General features: G+C 74.9%; 12 protein-coding genes. 2 read left to right on the forward strand and 10 right to left on the reverse strand.

The genetic code is table 11. The features are described 5' to 3' along the window. Window positions 1-543, reverse strand: coding sequence for an ASCH domain-containing protein (locus G7063_RS14330; RefSeq protein ID WP_166414992.1), 543 nt, complete (start codon window positions 541-543; stop codon window positions 1-3). A gap of 75 nt (window positions 544-618) precedes the next feature. Here G7063_RS14330 and G7063_RS14335 point away from each other — a divergent pair, with 75 nt between their 5' ends. Next, complete coding sequence (locus G7063_RS14335) at window positions 619-1929, forward strand: MFS transporter (RefSeq protein WP_166414993.1); 1311 nt, start codon at window positions 619-621, stop codon at window positions 1927-1929. Window positions 1930-2256: 327 nt separating this feature from the next. Here G7063_RS14335 and G7063_RS14340 read toward each other — a convergent pair whose 3' ends face one another. From G7063_RS14340 to G7063_RS14375, 8 genes are all read right to left on the reverse strand, one after another. After that, complete coding sequence (locus tag G7063_RS14340) at window positions 2257-2712, reverse strand: hypothetical protein (RefSeq protein WP_166414994.1); 456 nt, start codon at window positions 2710-2712, stop codon at window positions 2257-2259. Window positions 2713-2857: 145 nt separating this feature from the next. After that, window positions 2858-3862, reverse strand: coding sequence for a bile acid:sodium symporter family protein (locus tag G7063_RS14345; protein WP_166414995.1), 1005 nt, complete (start codon window positions 3860-3862; stop codon window positions 2858-2860). Between the two features lie 109 nt (window positions 3863-3971). Beyond that, window positions 3972-5984, reverse strand: coding sequence for an FtsX-like permease family protein (locus tag G7063_RS14350; RefSeq protein ID WP_166414996.1), 2013 nt, complete (start codon window positions 5982-5984; stop codon window positions 3972-3974). Beyond that, window positions 5984-7996: an ABC transporter permease gene (locus tag G7063_RS14355; RefSeq protein WP_166414997.1), complete on the reverse strand. Its 2013-nt coding sequence runs from the start codon at window positions 7994-7996 to the stop codon at window positions 5984-5986. The genes G7063_RS14350 and G7063_RS14355 overlap by 1 nt, the downstream gene beginning before the upstream one ends. Further along, the gene (locus tag G7063_RS14360) at window positions 7993-8685 is read right to left on the reverse strand and encodes an ABC transporter ATP-binding protein (RefSeq protein ID WP_166414998.1); all 693 of its coding nucleotides are present in this window, start codon (window positions 8683-8685) and stop codon (window positions 7993-7995) included. The genes G7063_RS14355 and G7063_RS14360 overlap by 4 nt, the downstream gene beginning before the upstream one ends. Beyond that, window positions 8682-9296, reverse strand: coding sequence for a PadR family transcriptional regulator (locus tag G7063_RS14365; protein WP_166414999.1), 615 nt, complete (start codon window positions 9294-9296; stop codon window positions 8682-8684). Before G7063_RS14365 ends, G7063_RS14360 begins: the two co-directional genes overlap by 4 nt. A gap of 413 nt (window positions 9297-9709) precedes the next feature. Beyond that, a complete protein-coding gene (locus tag G7063_RS14370) occupies window positions 9710-10525 on the reverse strand; it encodes a macro domain-containing protein (RefSeq protein WP_206188165.1) in 816 nt (271 codons plus the stop codon). Further along, window positions 10522-11028: a helix-turn-helix domain-containing protein gene (locus tag G7063_RS14375; protein WP_166415399.1), complete on the reverse strand. Its 507-nt coding sequence runs from the start codon at window positions 11026-11028 to the stop codon at window positions 10522-10524. Before G7063_RS14375 ends, G7063_RS14370 begins: the two co-directional genes overlap by 4 nt. 119 nt (window positions 11029-11147) lie before the next feature. Between G7063_RS14375 and G7063_RS14380 the strand changes: the two genes are divergently transcribed. Continuing rightward, window positions 11148-11792, forward strand: coding sequence for an NAD(P)-dependent oxidoreductase (locus tag G7063_RS14380; protein WP_166415000.1), 645 nt, complete (start codon window positions 11148-11150; stop codon window positions 11790-11792). A gap of 30 nt (window positions 11793-11822) precedes the next feature. On the opposite strand, the gene G7063_RS14385 is transcribed toward G7063_RS14380, so the two are convergent. After that, complete coding sequence (locus G7063_RS14385) at window positions 11823-12122, reverse strand: DUF1905 domain-containing protein (protein WP_166415001.1); 300 nt, start codon at window positions 12120-12122, stop codon at window positions 11823-11825. Window positions 12123-12157: the final 35 nt, after the last annotated feature.

Below are 12157 nucleotides of genomic sequence, written 5' to 3' on the forward strand. Positions count from 1 at the left end.
TCAGCCGACGCGCCCCGGCCCTGTCTCCTGCCCCGGCACTGGTTCCTGCTCAGGCGCGGACGCGAGCACCTCGAAGGTCTCGAGGACGACGGGCGTCGCGGCCGGGTCGAAGACCTCGCCCCGGCCCACGCACAGCTCCCCGAGGTAGTCGAGGTGCGCGGCGCGCCACGCGTCGTAGGACCCGTCGCCCTCCGCGAGCGCGAACGCCTCGTCGCCGTCGTCGAGCACGCCCACCCGGACGTGCGTCGTCCGCAGGACGTGCACGGGCGCGCCGTCACCGTCGACGAGCACCCAGCGGTCCCCGACCTCGGGGACGTGGCCCCGGCCCGCGAGGTAGGAGGTGACGAGGTCGCACGTCGTGCGCTTGCCCCGCGTGCGGACCCACGCGGCGATCTCGGTCGCGTACGCGGCCGTCACGGCGAAGCGGTCGACGGTCCACGGCCCGTCGGGGTCGCCCGACGCGTCGAGATACGCGCGCCACAGGCGCGCGGCGGCCGTGAGGTCGGCGGGAGCTGCGGCGTCGGGCGCGACGTCGGGGCTCATGCCCCCATCCTCGCGCGACGCACGCCACGCCGGGGCCGCTCACTGCAGGGCGGCGCGGCATGCGACGCTTGCCCGATGCTCACCCTCACGCGCGAGGCCGCCCAGAAGCGCGCGCTCACCGTCCTCGTCTGCGCCCAGATCCTCTCGGGCGCGGGGCTCGCCGCAGGTATCACGGTCGGTGCGATCCTCGCGGAGGACATCCTCGGCACGACGGCCCTCGCGGGGCTGCCCACCGCCCTCTTCGCGGCCGGGTCTGCGCTCGCGGCGGTGCTCATCGGCCGCGTCTCGCAGCGGTCGGGACGACGTCCCGGGCTCGCGGCGGGCTACCTCGGCGGCGCGGTGGGCGCGGTCGGGACGGTCGTCGCGGCGTCGGTCGAGAACGCGCCGTTGCTCTTCGTGTCGCTCTTCGTCTACGGCGCGGGCTCGGCGACGAACCTCCAGGCCCGGTACGCGGGTGCTGACCTCGCCGAGCCGCACCGGCGCGCGTCGTCGATCTCGACCGTGCTCGTCGCGACGACGCTCGGCGCGGTCGCGGGCCCCAACCTCGTCGAGCCGACCGGTGTCGTCGCGGAGTCGTTCGGCCTGCCCGCGCTCACGGGACCGTTCCTGCTCGCGGCGCTCGCGTACGCGGCGGCCGCGCTCGTCCTCGCGACCGCGCTGCGGCCGGACCCGCTCGTGCTCGCGCGGCACCTCGCGACGACGGAGCTCGCAGCCGCGGCCGCGCCACCGTCCGACGGTGGCGCGTCTGCGTCGGACGTCGTGCCCGACCGCTCAGCAGCGCAGGTGCCCGACGCACCAGCCCCGACCGGGCTCGCAACCCACGCCGACGACCGGTCCGGCGTGCGACTCGGCGCGGTCGTCATGGTGACGACACAGATCATCATGGCGGCGGTCATGACGATGACCCCCGTCCACATGAAGCATCACGGGCACGGGCTCGGCGCGACAGGCCTCGTCATCGGTCTGCACATCGCGGCGATGTACCTGCCGGCGCCGCTCTCGGGGCGGCTCGTCGACCGCTTCGGGGCTCGTGCGGTCGCACGGCTCGCGGCGCTCACGCTCGTCGGGGCCGCGCTCACCGCGGCGTTCGCGCCGCCGACGTCGCTGCCGCTCGTGGCGCTCGCGCTCATCCTGCTCGGTCTCGGCTGGAGCCTCGGCCTCGTCTCGGGGACCACCGCGCTCACCGACGCCGTCCCGCTCGCGCAGCGGGCGCGGACGCAGGGGTCGGTCGACGTCCTCGTGTCGATCGGCGGCGCGGGCGCGGGCATGGCGTCGGGCCTCGTCATGAGCACGTGGAGCTTCGGGACCCTCGGGGTGCTCTGCGCGGTGCTCGCGATCGCCCTCACGGCGCTGCTCACGCTTCGCGCGACGCCGCGCCCGGCGTGACGCGTAGCCCCTCGCGACGACGGGCTCGTGGGCGCCCTCGGGGTGAGGGCCGTTGTCCGAGTTGAGGTCGGCAAGGACGACGATCGGCGCGGTGGGGCATTCCTGTGAGTCGGCGAGCCGCCGCAGGAAGAGGTCGAGGCCCCCGGCGATCGCCTTGCGCAGCGCCTTGACCTCCGGCGTCTCAGCATTCTCGAGGCACGCAGCCGACCGAGCTGGTTCACCCACGACCACAGGCTCGTCGGTGGAGGGACGCACCCGAGGAGCGCATGCGACTCTCGACAACGTCGTCAGTCACGGTGAGCCGTCGTGAGTGACCACCGGTGCGGGTCAGGGCGCTCCTGGATCGGCGAGGTCGGGGAGCCGGCCCTCACGCACGCCGTACACGTCGTGAGCGATGCGTCCGCCGACCGCGTCGTCCGCGAGACGGCGCGCACCGCGTGCCTCCAGGTAGGCGGCAGCGACAGTGGCGTCGGGAAGCGGCTTGCACCAGACACGATCCCCGCGCGGCGTCGCCATCCGCACCTCGATCGCCTCGCTCCCGGTGCTCGCGACGAGCGCATACCGCCGAGGACGCCACCGTGAGGTGACGACACCGACAGCCAGGACGCAGGTCCGGCGCGCTCGCGCCGGTGACGGTTCGGGCCACGGGCGCCACCCGGGCGCCCCTGCGGTGAGGTGCGCCTCCGCCCACAACAGGCCTTCGTCGCCGCGAGGCTCGTTCCGCATGACGTAGGCCTGGTACGCGAAGAAGCCGATCGCGATGAAGATGCCCACAAGCACCACGAGGACGTCGTCCGCTCGAGCTGCTCCGGAGACCAGACCAAAGGCGCCGCCATACGGGCCGTATGCGTAGTACGCACCGCGAACCTCAGCGAAGGACCGCACGATCCTGACCGGCCTCACCGCCTTGCCTCTCGCCGTGCGCGGGTCACGATCCTCCGCCTTCCGCGCTCGCCGCCACGCCCCGCGCCAGCCGGCGCGCGAGGAGCGCGCAGACCGTGAGCTGCAGCTGGTGGTACGCGATGACCGGCAGCGCGAGGCCCGCCGCGACCGCGGGCGCGAAGAGCACCGTCGACATGGGCAGGCCCGTCGCGGCCGACTTCTTCGAGCCGCACATGAGCAGCGCGATCCGCTCGGGCCGCGTGAGCCCGAGGCGCCCGCCGCCCCACCACGTGAGGCTGAGCATGATCGCGAGCAGCACCGCGCACACGCCGAGCAGCGCCGCGAGGACGAGCGGCGTGACGTCGTCCCACGCGCCCGACGTCGAGGCCTCGGACACCGACGTGTAGACGACGAGGAGGATCGTCACGCGGTCCGTCACGCGCGTGAGCCGCGGGTGCGCGCGCAGCCACGCGCCGACGAAGGGCTGCAGGAGCTGCCCGACGACGAAGGGCGCGAGCAGCATCCCGAGCGCCGGCAGCAGCACGGACCCGGCGCCGCCCGTGCCGCCCGCGCCGAGCAGCGCGATCGCGAGGACGGGCGTGGCAAGGACGCCGAGGACGTTCGAGACGGTCGCTCCCGTGAGGGCAGCAGGCACGTCACCGCGCGCCTCACCCGTGAGGACGACGGACGACTGGACCGTCGACGGCAGGATCGACAGGTAGAGCAGCCCGCGCCGCACCTCGGGCGGCAGGACGGCGTCGGGCACGAGCTGCACCGCGAGACCGAGCACCGGGAAGACGAGGAACGTCGCGGCGAGCATCGAGCCCTGGACGCGGATGCGACGCATCGCACGCAGCAGCTCGCCCGACGGCATGCGCGCGCCGTAGAGCAGGAAGAGCAGGACGACGGCTCCGTCGCGGACGCCGTCGAGCACGTCGCCGACCGCGCCGCGTGCGGGCAGGAGCAGCCCGAGGGCGAGCAGCCCGAGGATCGACGCCGTGAGCGGGTCGACCCACCGCCGCCACGCCCGAGCACGCTCCCTGAACCCCACCCGCCGACCCTATCGCCAGCGCGTCGGGCCATCGGCGGGGCCGCGCCGTCCCCCAGCGTCGCCGCGGGGCCGCGCCGTCCCCCAGCGTCGCCGCGGCCCCGCCCGTTCCTCACTCCTCGCGGAGGAGCTCCGGGGTGAGGCGCGTCGTCGCCGCGGGCAGCGTGAGCAGCGCGACGAGCACGCTCACGCCGACGACGACCCCGAGCAGGACGGGCAGGCCGCCGTCCGAGACCCCGAGACGGTGCGACCAGGCGACGGCACCGACGAGCGTGAGGCCCGTCACGGCCGCGACGACGACCGCCGTGCCGAGCGGCAGGAGCACCTGCCACGCCTGTGCGGCGACGAGGGTTCGCGGCGGCACACCGACAGCGACGAGGCGCCCGACGGTACGACGACGCTCCCGCTGCCGGTCGATCGCGGCGAGAACGATCCCGAGACCCGCGAGGCCGACGAACCACGCAACACCACCGAGCAGCCACGTCTGCTGCAGGCGGACGCTGTCGTACACGGATCGCTCGACTGGCCACGTCACGAGGCCGAGCGCGGCCGCAGACTCGGTGAGCCGCTGCCACGCGGCGGGCCCGCCCTCGAGGTGGACGGTTGCTGCCCACGCCGTGGGGGCGTCGTCGCCGAGCACCGCCGTCGGCACGAAGATCGTGAACGGTGCCGGAGTGATCGCTCCGAACTCTGCGGGGACGCCGCCCCACAGCGCCGTCGTCGCGTCGGCGTCGGCCCTGACGGGCTCGTCCGCGAGCGAGACAGGCACGTCGACGACGTCCCACCCGCCGACGACGCTCTGCAGGACGACGGTGCCGGTGGCGTCGCGCTCGAGGCCGCGTCCGACGATCCGTGCGGCGGCGTCGTCACGGCAGCCCTCGACGACGACGATGCGGGCGAGCTCGGCGCACGTCCCGACGAACGGCGCGCCGTAGTGGTCGCCGCTCTCGTCGAACGTCCGCGTGAGTATCGGGTTGACGGCGAGGACGTCGGGCAGAGCGCGGAGCGCCGCGAGGTCCGCCTGGGTGACGTCCCGCTCACGGAGGCGTGGCGGCTCGTGCCCGACGTCGTCCGGGAACGTCTCCTCGCCGTGATCGATGTAGTCGCCGGTGACAAGCAGAGCGACGGGCCCGCCCTCGACGGCCAGCTTCTCGAGCCGGTACTGCGGGTCGGTGTTGAGCGTGCCGAGATAGCCGGCGGCGCACGTCGCGAGCAGCACGACGACTCCGACGCTCGCGACGACTCGCGACACGGACGTGGGCTCGGTCTGCACGCCGCGCCCCCCGAGCACCGCGGCGGTGCGGCCGCTGCGCACGAGCAGGCCCGCGCTCCACGCCGTGAGGAGCGCCGGGACGTATGCGGCGCCGACGGCGAGCAGGAGGATGCACGCACCGACCGCGAGGGAGACGGGGGCGGACGAGGTCCTCACGTCGCCGAGCCGCACGATCCCGCCGACGATCGAGCCGTCCTCCATCGTCTTCACGGTGCCGGGCATGCCGAGCGCGACCCAGCCCGTGAGCAGGAGACCCGCACCCAGCGGGGCGAGCGCCCACGGCAGCGGCAGACGGCGCGTGCTCGTCGAACGCTGCGCGAGAGGCGTCGTCGTGAGACGCCACGTGCCAGCCGTCGACGCGAGCGCGGCCAGGACGACGAGCCCGACGACGACCGCGAGCGCGCCGAGCGGGGAGACACGCAGCGGATCGGTGAGCGAGCCGCCGGGCACGACCACCGTCGGCACGAGCGGAGCGATCGCGGACGCGAGAGCAGCGCCGACGATCGCGCCGGCCCCCGCGAGCATCCCGGCCTCGGCGGCACCGACGGCCCGGGTCCGCCACGGCCCGAGGCCGAGCACGCGCAGCGCCGCGAGGCGGCGGTCGCGCGTCGCGGCGGACAGGCGTCCGACGATGACGAGGAGGATGCCGAGCGGCAGGAGCACGACCGCGAGGAGGACCGCGAGACCCGCCCGGGCTGCGTCCGTCGCGTCCGTGGGCAGCACGGCGCCCGGGACGGCGAGCGCGAGCGCGAGGGCGAGCCCGCCGAGGACGTTCACGCCGACCTGCGCCGCGAGCCGGTAGCGGCCGCCTGCGCGCGCGAGGCGCCAGGCGATCGGGACGAGTGCGGTCATCACTCGGCTCTGAGGAGGTCAGGCGTGAGGCGGACCCGTGCGGAGGCGACGGCCACGGCGAGGACGCCCACGCATGCGACGACGAGGCCGCCCACGAGCCAGTCCTGCGCGTACACCTCGGCCCCACCGAAGCCGTCGGCGTTGCCGATCGCCAGGTACGCGTCCGTGAGGAGCCGCCCGCACCCCGCGCCGAGCAGCGCCGCGAGCGCGAGCGGCAGACCGACCTGCCACAGCTGGGCCCGTCGCAGGACACCCGGTGGGACGCCGGTCGCGACGAGCCGCCCGGTGGCACGACGGCGCTCGCGCGTGCGGTCGACGGCGGCGAGGAGGAACCCGACGAGGACGATGCCGACGACGATCGCGATGCCGGACAGGACGGCCGCGCGCACCTTCATACCAGCGGTGTAGTCGTCGTCCGGGTAGAACGCGATCGCGACGCCGAGCGCGGACGCGGCACTCTGCACCTTCTCGGCCACGACGCGCCCGCCGTCGATGACGATCCTCCCGCTGGTCCGCCAGCCGACCTCGTCCGCGACGAGCGACTCGGGGACGAAGAAGCTCGCGGCCGGCCCGTACACCCAGGACGCTTCCTGTGCGTCGACGTCGAGGAGGATGTCGGGTCCGTCGACCGCGACGTCCGTGCGGGGAGTGCCCTCGGGGACGTCGACGACTCCCTCGGCGAGAGCGGGCGGCAGGGCGTCACCGCTCCCTTCCGGCGGGTCCCCGAGCAGGGTGATGCGACTGGTCGCAGGTCCTGTCGCGGCACCCAGGCCGGTGGTCCGGCTCAGGGCGATGCGGCTGACCCGCGCGTCGTCGCAGCCCGTGACGGAGGCGATCGCGGCGAGCTGGTCGCACGTCCCGACGAACACCTCGCCGCAGTACGTGCCGTCGTCGCACAGGAGGTCCGTGCTCCTCGCGACGCGGAGCACGGAGCGCACGCCCGGGAGTGCGGCGAGCTGCGCGACCTCGGCGTCCGTGAGGGGACGCAGGTCCTCGCTCTCGCTCCAGATCTCGCGCTCGGCAGCGCCGGGGGCGGCCCCGGCCCCCCGGATCCAGTCCTGCCGTGGTCCCGTCGTCTCGTTGCGCTGCGCGTCGAGGAACTCCGGCGTCGAGAGCGCCGCGCCGAGCCCGCCGAGGGCAGCAGAGGCGAGGAGGATGACGACGCCGACGCCCGCGACGAGCCGTGCGGCCCCGCGCGGCTCGGTCTGGATCGTGCGCGCCGCGAGTCGCGTCGACGTCCAGGGCGCACGCGCGAGCAGCGCCGCTGCCCACGACGACAAGAGTGCCGGGACGAACGCGACGGCGACCGCGCACAGGAGCGAGCCCGCGAGGAACCATCCGGTCTCGTTGCGCACGTTCTCGCCCTCGGGGGCCCCGTGAGCGACATAGAGCAGCATGCCGGCGCCCGCGGCGAGCGGGACGAGCGACCACGGCACGGGGGTGCGTCGGGCGGAGATCGCGCGGGCCGCGCGCGGATCGCCGGTGCGGCGCGTCGTCCCGGCCGCGGCGAGGACGCCGGAGAGCGCGACGACGCCGAGAACGCCGACGACGGCGGTCGGGACGCTCACGACGAGCGGCTCCACGAGCCAGCCCTCGGACACGCCCCAGCGCCCGATCGCGGGCAGCACCGCGAGCGTGGCACCCGCGCCGAGGAGCGTGCCGACGAGGGCCGCGCCGACGTTCTCGCCGACGGCGACGAGGCGCGTGCGCGCGGGGCTGAGCCCGAGGACGCGGAGCGATGCGAGGCGTCGGTCGCGCGTCTCGGAGGACAGGCGTCCGACGGTGAGGAGGAGAACGGCGACGGGCACGAGGAAGAAGGTCGCGCCGACGAGGACGGGCAGCACGCTGGGCTCGTCCTCGGTGTTGGCGTACGGCGAGGAGAAGGCGTCGGGCAGCGCCGCGAGGAGCACGACGGTGATGCCGCCGATGACGTTGGCTAGCACCGTCGCGCCGAGGCGGAACCAGCCGCCCGCCCGGGCGAGCCGCCATGAGAGCCTGAGGAGCGCGCTCACCGCAGCGCAGCTTCGAGCGACGCGCCCACGACCGTGCGGCCGTCGCGCACGAGGATGTCGCGGGCGGCGTACGACGCGACACGGAGGTCGTGCGTGACGAGGACGACGGCCGTGCCCTGGTCGCGGGCCGCGTCGACGAACGCCTCGAGGACGAGCTCGCCCGTCACCGTGTCGAGGGCACCCGTCGGCTCGTCGGCGAGGACGACGGGCGGCGTGTGGACGAGCGCGCGGGCGACCGCGGCGCGCTGCGCCTGCCCGCCCGAGACCTCCGAGAGGCGACGGTTGGCCTCGGCGGCGACGCCGAGCCGGTCGAGCATCTCGAGCGCGCGGGCCCGGGCGGGCCCTGCCTTCGTGCCCGTGAGCCGCAGGGGCAGCTCGACGTTCTCGACGACCGTGAGCTCGGGGACGAGCTCGCCGTGCTGGAAGACGAAGCCGAGCTGGCGCAGACGAACCTCGGAGCGGCGCCGCTCGGACAGCGCGTCGATGCGCTGGCCCGCGAGCTCGACCGTCCCCGCGTCAGGGCGCAGCAGTCCTGCGAGCAGGTGGAGGAGCGTCGACTTGCCCGAGCCCGAGGGGCCCATGAGGGCGACGATCTCGCCCGGCGCGACGGACAGGCTCGCGTCGAGGAGCGCGGTCGTCGGGCCGAACGACTTGGCGAGGTGCGTGCCGCTGAGGACGGGGGTGGTCATCGGGTCTCCTCGGTGAGGGGGGTGTTCGGGTGGGTCGTGGGTGCGGCGGACTCGTGGCGGGCGTGCTCGGGCGCGTCGTGGGCCGCAACGCCGCCGCGGACCTCCGTGGCGAGCTGGTCGAGGCGTGCGCCGGCGAGCTCGATCCAGCGGAGGTCGGCGTCGAGGTGCGCGATCTCGTAGTCACCGGCGAGCCGATCGACGACGTCGCCCGCGCGTCGGGCGGCGGTGAGCTCTCGCATGCGAGCGAGGTAGGCGGCGCGCTGGCCGTCGAGGACGTCGGCCGCGGAGCGTCCCGCGACGAGCGCGAGGACGACCTTGGTGAAGAGCTCGGACGGGCGGCCCGACGGGACGTGGGGCGTGGAGAGCCATGCGTCGAGCTCGCCCGCGCCGTCGGAGGTGATGGCGTAGACCTTGCGGTCGGCGCCCTCCCCCTGCTCGATGCCGACGCCGCCGGCGAGGCCGTCGCGCTCGAGGCGCGCGAGCGTCGAGTACACCTGGCCGTACTTGAGCTCGCGGCCCTGGCCGAGCAGCTCGTCGTAGCGTCGCTTGAGCGCGAAGCCGTGCGTGGGGCCTGCGTCGAGGAAGGCGAGGAGCGCCATGGGAACCGTCATGACCACGACTGTACACCCGGTGTATACCCTGAGTGAATACTGATGTGCAGGCGAGTTCCGCGGCCCGGTCTCGGCCCGGTCTCGGCCCGGCGCGTTCCGCCTAGACGCGGTTCTCAGTCGTGCACGCGGGTTCAATCCCGCGTGCACGACTGAAAACCGCGCGCAGGCGGACAGGCGGGCCAGCGGACGGGCGGCCGGGCGGCCGGCGGGCCGGCGGGCGGGCCGGCCGACGGGCCAGCCAGCGGGCGGACCGGCGGCGGACGGGTGGCCGACGGGCGGGGCGACCGCCGGGTCGCCTACCAGCGGGTTTGTGCCCTACTCGCAGGTCTGGACTTGCGGGTAGGGCACGGACTTGCGGGTAGGGCACGGACTTGCGGGTAGGGCACGGACTTGCGGGTAGCCGGACCGGTTCCCTACGACGCGCGCGTCGCCAGGACGTCCTCGTAGGTCTCACGGGACCGCGCGTCGTACGCGACGAGCACGACGTGCATCCCCGCGCCCGGGTGCGCATCGAACCACTCGACGACGGACGCCACCGCGACCGTCGCCGCCTCGTACGGCGGGTAGCCGAACGCGCCCGCGGAGATCGCGGGGAACGCGACCGACGCGTCGCCCCCGCGCCGCGCGGCTTCGAGGCACGCGAGGTAGCAGGACCGCAGCAGCGCGGCGTCGGCCGTCGTGGGTGCCCCGTCGTGGACGACGGGGCCGACGGTGTGCAGGACGTGCCGCGCCGGCAGGTGGTAGGCACCTGTGACCTGCGCGGAGCCCGTCGGCTCCGGGTGGCCCTGCGCGCCGACGAGGTCTGCGCACTCGGCTCGCAGTCCCGGCCCCGCAGCGGTGTGGATGGCGTTGTCGACGCACGCGTGGCCGGGAGTGAAGCAGCCGAGCATCGCCGAGTTCGCGGCGTTGACGACGGCATCGACCCTCAGCGCCGTGAGGTCGCCCTGCCAGAGGCTCACGGACGCGAGCGGCCCGTCGGCGGCGAGGCGCGGCAGCGTCGCCGCATCCGTCGTGGGGCGCGCGAGCGCCTCGCGGGCGAGCAGCGCGTCGAGCTCGTCGGCGACGTGCCGGGGCATCGAGCGCGGCGGGCGCAGGGTGAGGAGCGCGGCGAGGTGCGCGCGCACGTCGGCGTCCCTCGCGCGCACGCCGGGCGCTGCGGGTGCGGCGCGGCCCCAGCCGCGCGCCTCGGCGTCGAAGAAGTCCGCGAGCTCGCGGACGTCGCTCGTCACGGCAGCCTCCCCGCGACGACCTGCCCGACGACGGGTGCCGTGCGCCCGTCGTCGACACCCCCTCCCGCCGGAGCCCCGACCTGCACCGCGCCGCCCGCAGCGACGCGCACCGCAGAAGCGGCCCCGACGCGGCCGTGGTCGACGGCGACGGGCAGCCCCGCGTCGTAGAGGTCGCGGGCGTCGACGACCTCGTCCATGTGGGCGACGGCCCACCGGGAGAGCGTGGCGATCGGTTCGATGAGCGAGCGGCCGAGGTCGGTGAGCTCGTAGTCGACGCGCGGCGGCACCGTGGGATGGACGGTGCGCCCGACGAGGCCGTCGCGCTCGAGCGAGCGGAGCGTCTGGGTGAGCATCTTCTGGGAGATGCCGTCGACCGCGCGGCCGAGCTCGCCGAAGCGGCGCGGGCCGTCGGCGAGCGAACCGACGAGGAGGACGGTCCAGCGGTCGCCGATGCGGTCGAGGAGCAGCCGCGAGGGGCAGCCCCGCTCGTAGGGGTCCCACATCGTCACGTCGACCACGTCCTTCCACGCACCTCGAAGTGCGTACTTCCCAGCAGAGAGTGACTCTCTTACGGTGAGTCTAGGCGGCGAACGCCGCAACGAACAGACCAGAGGAGCGCCCCATGACCCGCATCACCGTGCTCGGCGGCACCGGCTACGCCGGAGGCCACATCGTCCGCGAGGCCGCAGCCCGCGGCCACGAGGTGACGTCCGTCAGCCGCACGCTGCCCGAGGACCGGGTCGACGGCGTCACCTACCGCACCGGCGACGCGCTCGACCCCGCGACGATCGCGCAGGTCGCCGAGGGTGCGGACGTCGTCGTCCACGCGCTCGCCCCGCGCGGCCCGCTCGCCGGACGCCTCGAGGACGTCGCCCGCGACGTCACCGCGCGCGCGAGCGACGCCGGGGCACGTCTCGGCGTCGTCGGCGGCGCCGGATCGCTCCTCGTCAGCCCGGACGGGCCCCGCGTCGCGGACGGCCCCGACTTCCCCGAGGCGTTCCACGCCGAGGCCCTGACGATGGGATCGATCCTCGACGACCTGCGCACCGGCCCGGCGGACCTCGACTGGTTCATGCTGAGCCCGTCGGCCGGGTTCGGCGGCTTCGCACCCGGCGAGCGGACGGGCTCGTACCGTACGGGCGACGACGTCCTGCTCGTCGACGACGCGGGGGAGTCGTTCATCTCGGGCGAGGACTTCGCGATCGCGTTCCTCGACGAGATCGAGAACCCCGCCCACCGTCGCGCCCGCTTCACGGTCGGCTACTGAGCCGCCCGCCCGGCACCCGTCGACCCGCGCTCAGCGGTCCGACGGCCCGAGCAGTCGCACGTGGACCGCGACGACGTCGCCGAGGCCGACGCCCTCCGCCCGCTGCACCGCAACCTTGACCGGCACGTAGTAGGTGCCGGCGCGCGGGAAGAGCGACGTGCGGAAGACGGTGCGGCCGAGCCGCACCTCCGCAGGGAGCGCGCCCCAGCCGTAGGTGTAGTCGCGCGCGACGGCGGCGACGGCGTCCGCAGCGTCGTCGTCGAGCGGCACGAAGAGGAACGGCGCGGGGCCGCGCCACTCGATGATCTCCCCGGTGGCGTCGAGCTCCATGCCCCCACCGTCCCACACGAGGCCTGCCCGCTGGG

Origin of the sequence: Sanguibacter sp. HDW7 (genome assembly GCF_011300875.1) — a bacterium.
In the GTDB taxonomy this organism is placed as follows: Bacteria; Actinomycetota; Actinomycetes; order Actinomycetales; family Cellulomonadaceae; genus Flavimobilis.